Source organism: Paenibacillus sp. Soil724D2 (genome assembly GCF_001427935.1).
GTDB lineage: Bacteria > Bacillota > Bacilli > Paenibacillales > NBRC-103111 > Paenibacillus_E.
On record NZ_LMRY01000007.1, the window covers coordinates 42675 to 61780 of the forward strand.

A 19106-nucleotide genomic window follows, 5' to 3' on the forward strand; every position below is an offset into this window, starting at 1 on the left:
CTTCAGCAAACGGAAACAAGCCACAAAGATATCTCTGCGGCTTGTTTCCAAGAATATCAAATTATTTCAACAGAAGGGAAGGCATAAGGTTTGCTTTAAGCTTCAGGGCAGCAGCATGTCTAGCTCCAGACGGCAGCTGAACACTTTCGCTCACGTTCTCCCACGCTGTGTTTACCTGCGAGTCCAGTTGATTTCATTACCATCGAGATGAATTTCCAGATTACCCGCCTTATCTGTATATGAGATCGATACTTCTTGCCGCCTATGATCAATGTCCAGTCGAGTTATTAATGGCTGTACCGTATCTTCCTTTAAGTCAATCGGCGTGCAGACGGTCACTATGCCCATTTTACCTGTCATTGTTCCTTTTCCGACAATTGTCGATGTTTCCTTTTTGACGCCATATATTTCAGATACCCACCCTGTCTCGCTGACAACAGTAAAATTACCTGAATGATCGCTGCTCGTCATCCAATGCATCTGCAGCTGAATGGCTGAGGCATAGTCAACAGTTGTCTTCAGCATATCTTCATTGCCTCCATCAACGATTCGAACCTTCGTGGAGGGAGGAAGTTGAAACCTCTGTTCAATGTCATGCATCCCTTCGCCTTCCAGCCAATCCACGATGATCATCAGACTCCTCTTTTTCCAAAGCAGCAGCCATCGGCGATGCAGAACCGGGGTATCAAGTCTCATGTAACCATTATGGGAGGCATCGATAAAATCATACTCCTCCCCCGTGATCCACCGGTTCGTCACACATTCCGCAAGTGGGGTTCCCCATTCCTGTGAAGAAACATAAGCTGTCTGATCCAGTCCATCCACTGTAACGGTATTGTGCGCCCGTGTGCTCTTGAAATAACGGCGCCATTCCCCTTCTTCATAGGTATACCTTCCTGGATCGAGAAAGAGCAAGTTACGCTTCCACATCCATTCCAAATTTAGCGCATCAGCATGCCCATGGGCCCCCCCCATGGAGGCGGCATCAAAAAATACATAATGCTGTTCATCCTTCATGATATAAAACCCCGTTTGAGGGAAAGATACCGTAGTAGGAAGCTGCGTATTAAAGGACTGCTGTTGTTTTTTGAACGTTTCATACCTTTCACTGCCAAACATCCAGAGAATTTCAGCGCTAATTTCGCCCATTGAGATAAATTGCTCGTCTTCTAGGATCGCACCCAGTAAGGCAAGACGCTCTGTACCGGAACTTAATAGATCGGAATCACCTGCAGCTGTAGACCCGTGATCGGGTCTAATCATCGCATGCGTGAATGCTCCCATTCTGCGAAGGTTATTCGCATACCATTCCGACATCGGATAGCCGGATAGCTTCCCTAGTAAATAAGGAGCACCAAACATCTCAATACTTCCATTATGATAATGCGTCGTTAACTCGCATTGTACACCGTCAGGACCAATCTGATGGACCATGCACAACTCCAGTCGCTCGATTGCAAACTGACGCCAAAACGAGGCTCTAGGATGGTCATGATAAAAAACGCTTATCATAAATAAGCCCTGCATATGCATGATGGCATGATTTATTTCCGTGCTCCCCAAATAACTTGTCAAATAATTCGCATGTTCAACTAATGCCAATAGAAACTCTTCTCGGAAAATATCAGAAATAACCGGACTTTCTTCCATGTATTTAAAGGCGGATATCCATGATTGAACACGAAGGCCCACCTCCAATAAGCGCCAAGGCCCCGGTTGTTGAAAAAAAGTTGCTTTCTCGTAAGAAAGATACTTCGGAACAGGATTCTGCTGCCACCAGCCTCGCAGGTGCTTGATAAAAGTATGGACGTACTCCTCTTTTTGCGTTATCAAATAAGCTCTGCCTAAATCCAACATGTACCAATGCCGATTGATTACCCACGTGAATTCGAGATCCTTAGAAGGATTATACAGCCAATCTATTGGTTCCCCCATATAAACCCAATGATCCATGTCCATTGTATACGGAACTCGAAACGTATTCTTACAGGCTTGCTCCGCATTCTCAATGGCTGCCTTTGCAAGCTCTGGATATTCTTGAAGATAATGCTTCCCAGCATCCATCAATTCCTGATTTGTTAAATAATAATTCATTTCTGTCTTCCTCCTCTTAGGAGTAAGAATAGTGCATCGAATTCCTTCGGCACATCTGATTCTTCGCCTCCACTTTCTCTGAATATGCACATTATAATAGAGCATGCGAATCGCATGAGATAGGCGTTTCAACTTTCCTAAGGGGAGTATGATACTTTTTTCCTCAAAAGAAGCTTGTTAATTCAGTGAATCATTCAATGATCGAATCGCGCTTTGGGTAAGTTAACAATGATAATGTAAGCTAGTGAATATGAATGATAAACGTTCTGATCTCGTACGGATTTAGCAGAACATCAATCAATGATTCGTACTGACAATCACCAAGCGGCCTTTCGAGCAGGTCACATTCCTGCCAGGACTTAAACCGCGCATCACTTGAAATTTTCGTTTGGCCGCTAATACCAGCAAACTCGTGAATGCGTAAAATAATCGCGTCATGATCCTCCGCTTTTTTTACCGAGTCAATCATAACATGCTCGCTCGATAGACGGAACAAGCTGAATGAGTCTTCCGCAGGCTTGCCAGGCGCAAATGATAGCGGATTATTCAGCGACCAAGCGGACTGCACTGTTCCACCGTCATACCAGTCGCTAGCATGAGGGAAGAGCGAATACGTAAATTCATGTTCTCCTTGATCGGCTGTAGGGTCTGGAACCATAGCGGACTTGATCAGGGTAAGACGCATCACATGGTCCTTTACATCATAGCCGTATTTACAATCGTTCATGAGACTGACGCCGTATCCGCGTTCGGATAAATCGGCCCACTGATGGCCCACCGTCTCAAACCGGGCATAGTCCCAGCTTGTATTCCAATGGGTCGGACGCTTCACGTTGCCAAATTGAATATCGTAAGTCGCCTCCGTTGCTCTTATTCGCAGCGGAAAGGCTACTTTCAGCAGTTTGCGCTGCTCGTTCCAATTCACGTGAGTCTGGAAATCGATTCTTCGGTTGTAAGCATAGAGCACCATATCTTGCACCACGGTTGAATCCATGTATGCCCACTCGAAGCGGACAACCGCAGCCAAAGGACCGTTATTCGTCACTTCGACCCGGGTCAGAAGATTAACTTCCTGCTTTTTCTCCGTGTAAAAGATGTCAATATCCCACGCTTCGTGCCGACCTTTCGGCTTATCTTCGAACACTTCGAAACGATTCCCGGTTTCTCCTGCAGCGAGTATTTCTCGGCGCTCAATTCGATCGTAAAGACGGATAAACTGACCATAGTCATTCCATTCTATTTCATAATAAGGCGTTATAAATCCATGATCCAACTTTTTGAATTTATTCTCTGCAATAGCCTGTACGGGTTGATCGACCGATTCCTTACGATGAATGACAGCGAATCCCATCGGAGAGATTCGTTCTACGTTTACCCACCAGTTTCCACCTACAAGCTGAGCCTCCAGTGGTCGATCCGAAGCATCGTGCCAACCTACTCCGGCTTCCTCCGTTTGCTCTTCGGAAATGCAAACGAGGTCCGTTCTCTCCCAAGGAGAACTGTTGAACACCGTCACTTCGCTTCTCTTTTCCCTGCCTGCTGTCAAAAGCAATGCTGACTGATCCCATACCTTTTGACCAATAGCTAACGCCTCTTCGTATTCAGCTCTGCTGTCCTCATACACCTCGCGAATCGACGATCCAGGGATAATATCGTGGAATTGGTTGCGCAAAATAATTTTCCACCCTTCGTACAGGGCAAGAGAAGTTTCGGCATCCGTCGCTTGGCCTTGTATATTCAACATACAGCTCATGACCTGCATCCATTCCGTTTCCCGATACAGTAGCTCCAGCTTGCGATTCATCCGTTTGTTGTAAGCCTGACTTGTATAAGTACCGCGGTGAAGCTCCAAATACAACTCGCCATCCCACGTGTGCACGTAGGAATTGGTGTTGCTGATGCTCGTCTGCAATTCGTTAAAATACTCGTCAGCACGCCCCGTCTTCACATGGGGAATACCTGGTATATCGTCCAGCCTGCGCCGCATCTCTAGCATTTCACGATTGACGCCTCCGCCGCCGTCACCGAACCCGTAAGCAAGCAGCAAATTCGTATTGAGCGTCTTATCACGGTAGCTTTCCCAAATCCCTTGTACCGATGAGGGCGTAACTTGCCCGTTATACGTATAATAAAAGGCCCCTTCGCTCGAACCGGGATCCGGCGTCGTAATAAAATGGGTCAGTACTTCTGTCCCGTCTATGCCCCGCCATTTAAAAGTGTCATGAGGCATCCGGTTATATTGGTTCCAGCTGATTTTGGTCGTCATAAACGATTCGATGCCAGATTTGCGTAAAATTTGCGGCAGCGCCCAGCTGTAGCCAAACACGTCAGGCAGCCATAAATACTTGCATTCCACACCGAATTCCTCACGGAAAAATCGGGTCCCGTACAACAGCTGCCGCACCAGAGACTCCCCAGAAGCTAAGTTGCAATCCGCCTCCAGCCACATCGCTCCACCGGCTTCCCAGCGGCCTTCCTTGATGCGTTCCTTCATACGCTCGTAAATTTGCGGATAATCGGACTTGATATATTCATACAGCTGTGGCTGTGTTTGTAAAAAGATATACTCCGGATACTGCTCCATCAAACGCAGTACGGTTGAAAACGATCTCGCTGCCTTTTCCCTCGTATGCTTCAGCTGCCATAACCAAGCAACATCTATGTGTGTATGTCCGATACACTGTACCACAACCGAGTGAAGCTTAGGCATCAGCGACAAAGCCTGCCGGAGCTGTTCGCGCGCCTTTTCGACTGAGTTGTAAAAGCCTTCACTCCCAGGCCTCGACCAGTCGAGCCCCAGGAAAGCCTCATCCAGCATCGATAACAACTGGTGCCGCTCCGGACGATTTTCGTCTAGTATACGGACCGTTTCCAGCAGCGCTTTGGCTGTATAGTATAAATCATCCGCGTATTCATCTAACCAACATACAGAAGCCAGCTCCAGCCGGCTTTCCATCTCGCGGTTGCTCTGATATCCCCCTAGCCCTGACCATAAGCGAAAGCGCAGCTGAACGGTTTGACCGATCACAGCTTCAGGCATAAAAACTTCCTCATGGTTCGAGTCTACTCCTTGATACGGCTCTCCGTTCAGAAATAGCAGCGATTCAAATCCGCTGTTCGTTCCACCTCCAGTTTGTCCAAGGCAGAACCGGCCAAGCACCTTTCTTCCTTCCCACTCAGCGGGAATCATCACATCTGCAGCCAGCCAGTAATATACATCGCGGCCATTCCAACGGTCACCTATACGTATGTCCGTCCACTCGCCGTCTTCCGACGGATACGCTCCAATGATGCCGGCCTCATCCAGTTTGATTCGAAACTTATCTAAGCGCCGTTCATCGCGATAGCGGTATGACTCCAACTCATTTATACGTGCTTGTAATTTCTCCACTGTCCAAAACATCCAATTTTCTCCTCCTTATTCTTACTAGTATGTCTATTGTAATGGATGCAAAACTCCTTATGTGATAGATAATCTGATGATACTGAGGGGGTAAAATCATTAAATATATTCTTATTGGATCCAAGTTAGACGAAAGAAGCGAAAAATGCTTAAAATCAAAAGACTGCCATCAGGCAGCCCTTTGATTTTAAGCTTTAATGAGGTTTCGTATTCACTTCAAAAATCCATACGTTTCCACGCTTGTCGATGCCAAAATCGTATCCAAGCATTCCAATGCCAGGATAGCGAGACTCAAGCAGTATCGTGCATGCTCGGGCCACTCCGCACATCGTGTCAATTTTGGATTTGACTAGCCTTGGAGGGAAAGTCCGCCGCAGTGCATGAGTACCTTTAAGTAACGTGCCACCTTGGCAAATGTTAGTGACGAAGAGTCCTGGGCGCGCCAATCGGCCGACAACGGCTCGAATGACCCAAGACCGACCTGTTTTTTTCAGTTTGACGCGATAATCTAGCGGCCTACTGTCAATTGTTGCTAAATCAATGCCCTGCTGCAGCATAAAAGGGCGGTTTTTGCGAATCTGGTTTAACGTGGAGAATAGCTCGTTCCAAGTACGAAATGTTCGTTTCGTTCCGCTGTTGTGCAGCAAATAACCGTTACCCGTTTTTTTGATTTTTACTACGCTGCTTCCTCCGGTTCCAATGATCGGCTTTGCCACAACAAATACATATTGTTGCAGCATGGCCTGCAGGTTCGAAGCGCTAAAACGGCGCATGGTAGGAATATGCTTGGCAACACCGGCATGCCCCAACAAAACGGAGAACTTCGACCATTTATTAGCAACCAATCGCATAAGGGATTCCTCCTTCCGTACAAGGCTTCCTCTAAACTAGAGTATTCCACTTCCGTCAGAAGGGATTGGGACAATCAATGAAGTGAATAACTTATTTTTTCACATTCTTGATAAAATCCCAGCCGCCCGTATTCGTATTCGTGGTCTTCCCATCTGGTCCTACGGCTGTGTATTTAAAGTTAATTGCTCCATAATTCAACTCAATGTATTCATCTAAATTATTTAAGTTATATTTACTAACGCTAATCTTTTCTAATTCGATAGTTACGATCGGCATCCTTTGTTCACCAGTCTTAACGAAGACAAGTTGGCCTTTCTCAATGGTTTTTCCCATGACCATATCCATAAACAAAGGTACGGAAGAAAGATCAAAACTTTTACTGAACGCCATCGGTTTCCGTACCGCTTTCCCTGCACCAGGTCCGGCGGTTGAACTGCTGTTTAATGTAGGACTATTTTCGAATTCAAATGAAACATCTTGAAGCTGTATCCACTTTTCATATCCTTTCGTAACCGATTCACCCGAAATTCCGTCTAATTTCAGATAAACATCGAAATCACTACTTTCCGCAGCTGCGGGAACAACGCCGAAAGCTAGCACAAACAAGCAAATGGTGAAGAAGACTATCGAATTTCTGAACTTTCTCAAACATATCACTCCTCTTCTCATTTGATACAATATGTATCAATTGACCTAAATATATCCGATAATTTTTCTTTTGTAAATGAGGCTTTAGTCAACCTTGGGGCGACTTAAAACCAATGGGATGAGGCACAAATCGAGTCGTACCTCAATCCCTGCTACCAGCTACTCCTCCAATTAAATCCTCAGTTCGCTTTTTTCAATTGTCTGTACTGATTTGGCGAAAGACCATGTTTTTTCTTAAAAACAGTAATAAAATAAGTACTATTAAAGAAGCCAATTTGTTCGCCAATTTCCTTTACTCGAAGTGTCGTATTTAACAATAATCCTTCAGCTTCGGCTAACCGCAAATTCGTTACATAGGTTGAGAACGATACCCTCATATTCTCATTGAATAATTTACTGAAATAAGGAATCGATATATTCAGAGTTGTGGCAACTGAATCAGCGGATAGCTCTCCTTTCCGGTAATTCAGATGAATATATTCACACGCTTGCTTGACGATTTCTTTACTATCCCGAAACCTATTTCCCTTTAACTCCTGGATGATAAAATGAACCAGTTCATGATAATATTGTTTTAGACTATCGACTTTAGTAAAGCTAGAAATGACATTTGTTAAAGAAGCATGCTGATAACCCTCATACATAGGAGATAAGTCTACGATACTATTAAATTCTTTATCGATGACGGAGCCAATTTGTTTTAGAGTTGCCTGAATATCCTTGATGGAGCAGTCTTTAATCTCCTCAAACAAGTCATTAATATCCTCAAGCGCTGCACTGCAGTCATTAAGTTTAAGATGGTTAAGCAGCGTGCTTTCGAGCTTTACTGGATAACTAAACTTACTTCTTACATTGCTTTGGATTTTGTCATAATCATATACACTTTCATTGTCGTTCAAGAACGCATAATGCAGCGCCTCTTTGGCAGTCTCATAAGAATGCCATAGTCCCTGTGCCGTTTCTGCTCGCTCGCCAACACCAATTTTCAATTGAATGCTCATGATTTTCTCAACTTGATGTAAGAAACTGTTTAATTTATCGTCTAAGCCGCTTCCTTCCATGCTATTCATAATCAAAACCATCGAATGACTTCCCGTTTCAATTTTTTCAATCCCTTCATTATCAGCAAATATACGGAGGGCAAGCTCATATACAGCATTCTTAACTAGAGACATTCGAATGTCTATTTGGTTGGATACGTTAACATATTCCCCCTCCATAATAAGCACGAATACGCGTAAATTAGAAGTGTTTAATTGTATCTCTAGCTTATGGAAATTAGCTGCAATGTCATAATCGCCGCTGCTGACCTCCTGATTCAATAACTCTTTGAGAAAGCCTTCCTTCAATTTATTGCGATCTTTCACGGCCAAATCTTCCAGCGATGTCACTTTATGAATCAGTCCTTTAAATACATCACTGACATATTCGACATCATCGTAATGTTCAGAAGCTGTATCAAAAGGTCGACTAAATTTAATCATCTTAACGACTTTGCCGAAGGGCATATAGATCTTATTGATCAACAGGACAGTCGCCGCAATGCTAACCAGCAAAACAATTAAGGAAATAAGAATGATATTTCTCAGAAAAATAAAACTATCTTTTGAAAGATATTCGTAACTAGTCGTATTTATTAAATACCATTCAAGTTTCTCATTGTATACATAGGTGATCAGATACTTCTTACCATCAATGGTATCGATAAAATGATTGGAATTGCCTTCGGACTGTATCACTTTGCTAATAAACTCCTGATCGCTGCTATCATGCATAAATAAATCCGGTTGTTTACTATTAATAATATTCAAACCTTTTTTATCGACAATCATAAAGTTCGAATAAGCCGAGTTCCCCATTTTGTTGAATAGATCAAGTACGGCGCTCAATTCTAAATTAATGAAAATAGCATTCTTGGTGCCTGAATAGGTAAAAATGAGTGAAAGAATATGATTATTGTAGGATTTGGAATCGTAGACGTAACTTTGCAGATGAGGAAGGAAAAGCATTTTTTTCATATTTTTTCTGACATCGATTAATTCCGTAACTTGTTTATCGATGGTAGGAATGTCAACGTCTTTGTTAATTGTGTGAATGTACCTTCCGGTATCTCCGTTGTACAGATAAACGGAATTAATATAAGAGTTCGCACTCACCACTTCGTCGATTCGACTTTCAACCTTCATTGAATCTACGGGATTAAGTTCATTCGAATAAAGCCCCCTGATGATCTCACTATCATTAAGAAGTTGTTCCCCAATCTGAAAGACTCTCTCATATAACGTTTCGATATTGTAATTCGTCTGTGAAAGTAATTTTTGATAGGTATCCGACGTGTGCTTATCGTTGATTTTAGAATTATAGTAATAGGTTATGATCGATATCAAAATAATTGAAAATACAAAAACGGTTACGATGGCAACAATTATTCGACTAAGAAAACTTCCTCTTGACTTGAAAAGCCCCAACATTGAATCATCCCCATTACCCATATTGAGAACGTTTTCACAAAATGATAAAAGTAAAATTATAGAAACTGCCTATGAAGAATATACTGCTGTTTGTTGAATCACGTCAACAACTGAAATCTATCAGCACCTGGTCTTCGCAAGTTTCATGAGGCCAGGTGCTTTAGATTTCATCATATTTAGTTATTTCTCTAACAAATTGGCAATAACCTGAGCACTTTCAGCTCGAGTTGTGACGCCCTGCGGCGCAAACTCGTTCTCCGCTCGTCCGTGAAGAAGTCCTAATTCAAGGGAAGCGTACACGACACTTTTGGCCCAATCATGAATCAGGATATCATCTGCGTAATGCCCTTGCTCTTGTGAGACGACCTTCTTGCCTGATTTAACTTCATAGGCACGAATCATCATGACCGCCATTTCTTCACGTGTGATCGTATCCTCTGGAGCAAACTGGGTTTGGCTTCTTCCCGTTACGATCCCTGCACGATACGCCGCTACGATTGCCCAATTGAACGGATCGTCATTTTTCACATCGCTAAATGTGGTAGTACCAGTGGATTTCAACCCGAGAGCCCGAGCCAACATGGTGACGAATTCCGCTCGAGTCACTTTGTTTTGCGGCGCAAATTCTACATCGCTTACTCCTGAGACGATTCCTTGCGCAGCCATCCTTTTAATGACTTGAGATGCCCAGTGAGATGCCGGAACATCGTTAAACATCTTGTCATAGGTTAGCACTCCGTATTGGCTGAAATGATAGATCGGCGCTTCAATCACCCCGTTCATTTGATGCCCGCCCACGAACTCAAGTCCTCCATGATCCTGGAAAAAATAGATGCCGGTCATTTCCTTACTTGCGCTTTGATCGACTTTCAGCTTCAAGGTTAATGGCTGCGAAAATGAGGTTATCGTCTTCACCTTCGTCCCATCACTGTTACTTACTTGTAGAGATAGCTCAAATACCTCTCCTGCTAATGTAATCTTAGCATGAGCTTCGTTCGCCGCATGGTTTAAGACCTTCTCGACTTCCGGTTTATCCACTTTCTTAAATTTGAAAGATAAATACGCTGCGTTCGAGTCGTTGAGTAATGCAGCCCACTCAGCAATTAAACCGCTTGGAATTTCTAGGCTTAGGTCGTCTCGCTGGAAGATAAGTTTGCCAATATCATGAATCGCCTTATCTTGAAGAGGGACAAGTACTTCCGTGACACCTGGATTTACGGCCACAACTGCATTCCCGTTAGTGACATTTAACTCTTTGACTATTTGTTTCTCCTTAGCTAATGGCTCTTCAGGTACGCTATACACGGGCGATCCAGAGTTAAGATTCGATTGCCCCGCATCAACTGTGAAATTAATCTTGTACGTGATCACGGTTTTACCGTCTTCCGCCGTCACTTGAATCACAGCTGTTCCCGGCAAAGCTGCTGCTTGGGTCAGTTTGATAACAGATTTGACATCTGTGGCGGATGCCGTAACCACCGGGGCTGCACTCGTGCCAGCTGGCAAGACCACATCATAGTTCAATTTACTCTTGTCAAATGAAGGCAGGTCTTTACCGTTCACTGCAATCTTACTTAATGTCGCATCTGAGCTTGGCACCACATCAACTGTGAAATTAATCTTGTACATTCTCACGGATTTACCATCTTCCGCCGTCACTTGAATCACAGCTGTTCCCGGCAAAGCTGCTGCCTGAGTCAGTTTGATAACAGATTTGGCATCCGTGGCGGATGCTGTTACCACCGGGGCTGCACTCGTGTCAGCTGGTAAGACCACATCATAGGTCAATGTATTCTTGTCAAATGAAGGCAGGGCTTTACCGTTCACTTCAATCTTACTTAATGTCGCATCTGAGCTTGGAAGCACAACATCTGCAAGCTTTATTAACTTAGCATCCGCCCAATCCGCATGATCGCTGCTGTTGCCATTTGCTCCATCAGTGACGATTAGTTTTAATTGGCGTTTGCCGGCAATGCTGACGCTAACCTTTTTAGCGGCTGTTCGGATTCCCATTTTATCGCTGTCAAACAGCTTCACACCATCTGCCCACGCTTGGAATGTTACTCTGCCTTCTGTACTTTCCTGATCTACACCGACATAGGCTTCGAATTTTTCGTATCCTTTATCAGCAATATCGTAGATAACCTCAGAGTGGGCGTGTGTGCCGATTCCTTTGTTATACGATTTGCTGCCCATACCGTCAAATAGGGTCAATACATTATCTTGAGCGCTGGAATCCTTTCTCACCATGCCCCACCCTGTTGTTGCGGAAACCCAAGGCAGATCACTCAAATAGGTTGGAACATCTGAATAACTAACGGGATAATGGTCTCCGTCAGCGAGTCTCATATTCACCGTATTTGTGTATGTAGATGCTAGCGTTATAGGTTTACTAATCGAATTCGCTTCCAGCCAACCTGGAAATGCCGCAGGATGCGACCAAATATTGTTGATTTGGAAGCGTATCGACCCATCTCCATTCACTGAGCTTTTCACGGAGCCATTTCCGTCTCCTTCAGCGGTAAGCCTTTTCCCAGATGCCCCGACGATTAAAGAGGCGAAGTTGTAATTGTTCTTGGAGGCCACGAAATCGGAGGTCCCTCGTTGTCCTTTATCATTTTTGCCATACTTGTGAAAATCCTTCTCGTCTTGCGACCATGCCCAAGTTGGTTTTACCCCGTATACTTCATCTCCTTCACTTCTGCTTTTGAAGGCAATTCCAGTGTTCCTTCCAACTTGATCGCCAGGATAGTACGACCAGAGACCATTGCGGTCCCATGTCATTCTGTCTGCTTTCGAAGTGACGTCAAAGGCAACACCGATCGCATCATAGCCAGTCGGAAGGTCCTTTACAGTGTAAGTCGTTGAAATAAGCCCTGTACCGTCAACATGGACGGTGAAAATGACGCCTGTTGTCCCGTAATTTCCAGCTATGTTGACAATCGCCTCGCTATCCGTACTCGAGCTGTTAATACTGGAAAATTTCCACGGATCTAGCTTGGAAGTGAAACCCAAATTTAAGTAAGGGCCTCCTGTAAGAATCGTTTCTCCTTTATAAATCCCTTCTTTAATCAAGCCTGTTGCTTTGTCGAAAACGATTTTAAAATCTTGGCCTGAAAGGGTGATTTGCGCATCATCTTTCTTTATCGAAGGGGCCTTGCCTTGCGATCCAGAAAAGTGTACGGTCTTCTCCCCGATCATCAGACTGTACTCATCCACCAAACGAGAGGGTTGAAACCGGTCACTTTGATAAAACTTGAGGTGAACGATATCCCCCAGTTTCCAGTTGTTTGCTGGGATTGCCAGTTCTCCTGCATGCATCGGCTCGATGGAAGGCCCCGTCAAGCTTTCCGTCTTCCCTCCAAGACTCCATTCAACCTTGATTTCATTCAGGTTCGTATGATTATAACGATTCTCTATCGGAATCGCCAAGGGATTGCCCGCGCCCGGATTCGGTAAAGAATTGGCATTAATTCGTATCGGTGAGTAGGCCTTCTTGACGTTCCAATATTCCGGTTTTTCCCTGTTCCATGAATCCAAAATCCCCCACTTTACACGGAATCCGCATATCTCGTCCTTGCAATACGTGTTCAAATCCCGCGAGTGCCAGATCGCCCCGCCTAAGGCGCCTTCGGAAGCATAAATCTCATCCCAATAACGTTTAATAGCTTCCCCGTAAAAGTCCTCAAAGGCCGGGTCATTATTAAACCAATCTTCATAGTAGACATATAAATGCGCGTACTCGTCGTCAATTTCCGGTTTGTCACGACCTCCGAGCTTCTGTCCGTTGCCGACATAATGCACACTGAACAGATCATTATAGCTGCTAGGAGCATTATAACCAAAGCTCGATTTCACTGGCCTTGTTGGATCGATTTTTTTTACGTAGTCATGAATAGCGGCGATATTGGATCCCCACCCGCTCTCATTTTCCAGCGACCAAATGACAATACTTGGGTGACTACGGTCTTTTTCAATCGTTTCCGAAAATTGACCTATAAAATAGCTCAGATAATTAGCGTCGTTTAAGCGCCAGTCGCTTACGAACATTACCGAATTTTCCTGCTCCACATATAAGCCTATTTCATCCGCATAATCCAGTACATATTCGTACTGCGGCCAATGGGAAGTTCGAATGTAATTGATGTTGCCATCTTTCAATTTGGACAATGATTCCAGATCGTGCTGCCGATCTACTGCGACCCCGACAAAGGGAGAGGATTGGTGCCAATTCACGCCATGGAGTTTGATCTCTTTCCCGTTGACTAGCATTTTGTTGCCCGAGATTTTAATCTCTCTGAAACCGATTTTACGAATAACCGTTTGTACGATTTCCCCATTCACCTTGACGCTTGCCGTCAACTTATACAAGTTGGGGTGCTCCGCGTCCCATTTCAGAGGACTCTTAACAGGGATATGAAGGGTTTGCTCTAAACTTTGTGCAGATAGCGGCATACTGCCTGGTTCAATCAAGACGGTTTTGCCGTCTGGATCTTTAAGGCTGAACTCCAAGGTGGCATTGGATGTGGCTGTGCTGCCTAAAATCATACCCGCAGTAAGCTTCAAGGTTGCATCCGTATACGTTGCATCAAACGTGGTCTCGGTCTGCAATCTTGACAAATAATCAACGGGTAAAGCAACAAGCTTTACTTCGCCTACCAGACCTCTGACATGCTGGTATTCAACGAAGTTTTTCTCAGCGGTAATCCCTACCGTAACCCACGCGTCTTCACCTGGCGTCACGTAGTCCGTAATGTCGCAATCAAAGGTTGTAAAGCCGCCTCGGTGCGTACGGACCAAGTGTCCGTTTACCCAAATTCTAGCGACGTCAAAGGCAGCTTCAAAGCGAAGCAGCACTTTCTTCCCTTGATAATCCTGCGGAATCGAAATCGATTTTTTATACACATTCTCTATATTTCGATCCGGGAACCAATCGCCTCCCTGCTTGCCGCGAATGTCAAATCCTAGCACTTCTAAGTTAGCCGGAACTTTGGCTTCAGACCATCCTGATGGCTCTGCGCTATTTTTCCAGAATCCTTGGACAGGGGTTTGCATGAATTTCCAAGTTCCGCTCAAGTCGATGATCGGATTCTGTACACCTTTGACCGAATCGGGCAACGGGGCAATGACAGGTCTTGGCCAGCCATTGGTATCTGGTCCTACAGGCACAATTGGCATCGGGTTACTCGCATAACCGAGCACTTTCAATTCCGCAATCCCTGCTTTGCTGCCCAGCTCAAAATCGGTAACAGTTACCCGTACATATCTTCTGGCCGCATCCAGAAAACGATCCGTATTCACTGATTTTCGTTCGATTTGATTGCTGTTATCAACTGCTGGATACCAGTTCATTGCATCCGAGGAAACTTCAATTTTATATTTATAGTTTTTCCCCGCTTCCTTCCAGGTCACCTCCGTGCCCGTCAATTCGTAATCCTTGCCCAAATCCACTTGCAGCCAGTGCCCTTTGCCTGTATCCTTTGCCGACCAAGCCGTTTCCAGCTTTCCATCCACCGCATTCGCTGCTATGCTCGATGAATCCTCTGAAGATGACATCACGCTTTTCCCTAGCGCTACATTCGTCTCATCTCCTCTTGCAATCGAGTAAGCAAACGTGATGGTCGTACTTTCTTGTGATCCTTTAACCGCATATGCTCGAATTGCCGTATCTTGCACAATCGTAACCGGCTTCACATATGGCTGTTTGGTTCCAGAAGTTTTGGGATCTGTTCCGTCTGTCGTGTAGTAAATGGTTGCGCTTCCAATGGAACTGGATAACACAACGTCCGTCTTCTCATTTACAATTCCTGAGGACGGATTTGCAGCAATAGCCACAACTTGATAGGCAAAAGAGGTTACGTCGCTATCCATTTTTCCTGCCGCTTTCGCGTAAGCTTTGAGCGTGATTGTTGAACCAACGGAAGCACCCGCAAGCGGAATCCGCCCTGAGTATAACCGGCTAGTGCCCGATGTTTTGGGATCAGTGCCGTCCGTTGTGTAGTAAATTTGCGCATTAGGCTCTTGCGTTGACAATCCGACTAAGGTTCCTTCAGACACCACCATTGGCTGCAGATCGGCAACAACCGGTAAGGCAACGGAAGTATTGTACAGATTAAACTCATATACGGCAGCCGGAGACCCCACAGTCGCGATCTGGTGCAATCTCACATAACGTGCATTCGTGACAGGGAATTGATAAACTTGATCCTCCAAATCCGTATTATTATTTTCCGTAACGGCGGCAGACCAGTTATTCCCATCGTCTGATGTATCTACCGTATATTGGGTGATATAATTTTGGTGATTTGGACTTTTACGCAATATCGCGTAATTAATGGCCTGTTTCTTCCCTAAGTCTAGGATAAGATCCCAAAGGCCAGATTTCTCTGGCTGTGCATATGTCGTGATATCGCCATCAATCGCCCTGCTTGCAACGTTGCCCCAACCCGCTTCAGATGTCATCGTTGCGGCAGCACCAAGTGCGAGATTCGTATATTGGGTTAAGTCATCCGTAGGAATTGTATAAGTGAACGTCTGAGTTTCTCCAATGCCTCCACCTACTTCATCGATGGCAACTGCACGAATACTGATGTCACGATTAATGACCAGCGGTTCGCTATATATAATTTTGCTTGGCGAAGACTTCGGATCGCTTCCGTCGATCGTGTAATAGATCGACGCGGAAGGTAACGTGCTGCTAAGGGTTACGGTTCTCCCCTTGAGCACAGTACCCGAACCCGGCGAAGCCATAATTTGAGGAATAATCGCTGCTTCCGAATACAGTTCGAACTCGCCAACCCTTACCGCCGGCCAGTCTGATCCCTCCGCAGCTTTCTTCGTCACATGCAGCCGCACATATCTAGCGTTAATGGCATGGGGCAGTACACGATCTGTTACCTTGGACATGTTCCCTGTCACGGTATCCGCTGTTTGCCAAGGGCCATCCCCACCGCTTGCACTATATTCCAGCTGAAAATCCTTCGTTGCCAAGTCGTTTTGAGCGGCATGCTTAACGATCCACCTGGCAATATCGAAGTTATCTCCAAGGTCCACAACCGCCCATTCATCCGTAATCGGACTTGTTCGCCACCCCGTATCGCTAGTCGACCACATGGTATCCATGGAGCCATCAAACAGAAAGCTAGGCTGATGCTGCGATAGCGCGCTGCTCGCTGTCACGCTCTTTCCTAACGTCAAATTCCCCGTGACCGGAACCTTAGAAATCGTATACGTTAGAATTTGTATCTGGCTAGTTCCGCCTTTCACCGGATCAACCGCAACAGCTTTCAAAACGACATCCCGATCAATCGCAATCGGTTCGGTGTAAAGCTGTTTACTTGCCGAAGTTGTCGGATCGCTGCCATCTGACGTGTAATAGATGGCTGCCGTTGCCAGTGAACTGCTTAACGTTACTTTCGTCCCTTTCTTCACGGTGCCGGATCCCGGATCAGCCATTAGCTCCGGAACGATCACTTCAGCCCCATACAACTCCAACTCGCCGATTCTTACCGCCGGCCAATCGCCACCAGACGTTTTCTTCGTCACATGAAGCCGTACATACCTGGTTTGGATAGATTGGGTTAGCATGCGGTCTGTTACCGTATACGTATTGCCTGTTACCGTATCCGCCGTAAGCCAAGGCCCTTCGGTGCCTGATCCATACTCCAATTGAAAATCGCTTGTCGTTAAAACACCGGTAGCTGCATGCCTGACAACCCATCTGGAAATATCGTAATTGGTTCCTAGGTCGACAACCGCCCATTCGTCCGTAACAGGACTTGATTGCCAGCCTGTATCGCTTGTCGACCACATCGTATCCATGGAGCCATCGACCAGATAGCTGGGTTTATGCTGCGATAACGAGCTACTCGCGGTCACTGTCTTGCCTAAAGCTACATTCCCGTTATCCGCAGCAGCGGAAGCACGGTTTGTATCTGGATACAGCATCATGAAATTACTGCATGCGATCGCCAGACACAATAGGATGTGAAGGAACATCTTGCCATTCCGCATGTACACTTTCCTCCTTCAAATGGTTTGATTTCACACGAATTCCACTTATTTTGCAGCCTTTTTTGCCACAAATTCGTTCAATTGTTTCTGTATCTCAGCAATTACTTTATCGATCCCGGCGGCTTTCAACTTCGTTTTAAATTCAGGGTAAAAGGCGTCATAATCGGTAAATCCGGAGTAAGCTGCTCCGACATATACTTGCCCAACCGCATCAATCTGCGCGATTTCCGACTTAACGGGTTCTGCATTAAATCTGAAGCCAAGCATTGGCGCAACAATCGAATCTTTATCCCATACTTTCAGTTTTTCAATGTAGCTCGGGCTAACATTCTTGCTGAAACGTTTCATTCGAATATCATCCCACGCCCAGTTAACTTGATTATAGGTAGAACGATCGGCAATCCCTTGCGTAGAAATCGCCTCGCCATCCAGCTTATAGTTGACATTGTTCACACCATAGGAAAACAAATCATAATTTTCTTTACTGCTTCTGGTCCAGTTAACAAATGCCATGGCAGCTTTGCTGTTCTTGCTTGTTGAAAAGACGGACAATAAGTTAGAAGCAGCGTCGAAGACGTATTTCGGCTTTTCCGGATTTAAAAATACATCTTCAAGCGTCCCGTTGGGAAGGGTTGTCTTAAAGGCGTCAATTCGCTCAGATGTCTTCAGCACATTAGACCAGGTGGCAGCGATTTTCCCATTGTTCAAAGCGGCTTCTGAATCTTTTATTTCTTGGGCATCTTTAGGTAACCAGCCTTTCTGATACCACTTTCTTTTGGTCATAACGATATTTTTAAAGATGTCGGACTCGAAAAAGTTTTTAACCTGAAGGCTTTTATCCGCCGGATCTATGTAAGCCGGTCCTCCGCCATAGTCGCCAATTGGCAGATAAATATCACCAAACTCTCTCAAGAGACCGCGTGTATTGTCATTGGCAATCGGTACCATATTCGGTTCATTTTTTTTGATTGTATCCAGGTAATTTTCGAAATCGGCTAATGTCTTAATCGGAGCTAGTTTGTATTTCTCCCTTAAATCACCCCGAATAGCAAAAAAGTTATTGTTTTCGGCGGAAGGGACCAGAGTCGGAATCCCGTAAATTTTCTGGTCAATAGACGAGCTCATGAAACTTGCAGCCGGAATACTCGTTTTTAGCTGCTGACCCTGCTCCTCAATTAAATCGTTCAGTGGCATAATGACATTTTTAGCTGCGATTTGGGACAACCAGCTGACATGCGTCCAGGCAAGATCGTAATTCTCACCGGAAGCAGCAATGAGATTGAGCTTGTTATTGTACTGGTCCCAAGGGAAATACGTGAATTCCAGCTTGATGTTCAAACCGTCCGTTTTCATTTTTTCTTCCATAGCTTTCTGAACGCCTGCCAAATCTTTGGGAGCATCACCTGGCAAAACAAATTTCACCGTTCCTTCAGCTTTGGGTTTCACTGCAGCCGATTTAGTCGATGCTGTAGCGTTTGCATCCCCCGTCGCTTGTGGCGATTGCTTTTTACCCTCATCCTTCGAACAAGCAACCATTAAACTCATCATCATCGTGAGCGCCAAAGTGACGCCCGTTGCTTTTACATGTAATTGTTTCAATGTTATTCCTCCCGTTTCATTATTTG

7 protein-coding genes are annotated in these 19106 nt (G+C 45.1%); all 7 read right to left on the reverse strand.

Features of this window, described 5'->3' with window-relative positions; translation table 11 throughout:
• Window positions 1-171: 171 nt before the first annotated feature.
• The 7 genes from ASG85_RS09400 to ASG85_RS09430 all read right to left on the reverse strand — a co-directional run bounded on the left by ASG85_RS09400 (window position 172) and on the right by ASG85_RS09430 (window position 19080).
• Window positions 172-2094, reverse strand: a complete 1923-nt coding sequence (locus ASG85_RS09400) for an alginate lyase family protein (protein ID WP_060646055.1) — start codon at window positions 2092-2094, stop codon at window positions 172-174.
• A gap of 241 nt (window positions 2095-2335) precedes the next feature.
• Window positions 2336-5497: an alpha-mannosidase gene (locus tag ASG85_RS09405; protein ID WP_060646056.1), complete on the reverse strand. Its 3162-nt coding sequence runs from the start codon at window positions 5495-5497 to the stop codon at window positions 2336-2338.
• Window positions 5498-5691: 194 nt separating this feature from the next.
• Window positions 5692-6348 carry a YheC/YheD family protein gene (locus tag ASG85_RS09410; protein ID WP_060646057.1) on the reverse strand — a complete coding sequence of 219 codons (657 nt, stop codon included), beginning with the start codon at window positions 6346-6348 and terminating at the stop codon, window positions 5692-5694.
• Between the two features lie 91 nt (window positions 6349-6439).
• Window positions 6440-6997, reverse strand: coding sequence for an Hcp family type VI secretion system effector (locus ASG85_RS09415; RefSeq protein ID WP_060646058.1), 558 nt, complete (start codon window positions 6995-6997; stop codon window positions 6440-6442).
• A gap of 179 nt (window positions 6998-7176) precedes the next feature.
• A complete protein-coding gene (locus ASG85_RS09420; protein WP_060646059.1) occupies window positions 7177-9468 on the reverse strand; it encodes a helix-turn-helix domain-containing protein in 2292 nt (763 codons plus the stop codon).
• A 180-nt stretch (window positions 9469-9648) separates the two neighbouring features.
• A complete protein-coding gene (locus tag ASG85_RS09425) occupies window positions 9649-17481 on the reverse strand; it encodes a glycoside hydrolase family 2 (RefSeq protein ID WP_060646060.1) in 7833 nt (2610 codons plus the stop codon).
• Window positions 17482-17526: 45 nt separating this feature from the next.
• Window positions 17527-19080, reverse strand: coding sequence for an ABC transporter substrate-binding protein (locus ASG85_RS09430; RefSeq protein ID WP_060646061.1), 1554 nt, complete (start codon window positions 19078-19080; stop codon window positions 17527-17529).
• Window positions 19081-19106: the final 26 nt, after the last annotated feature.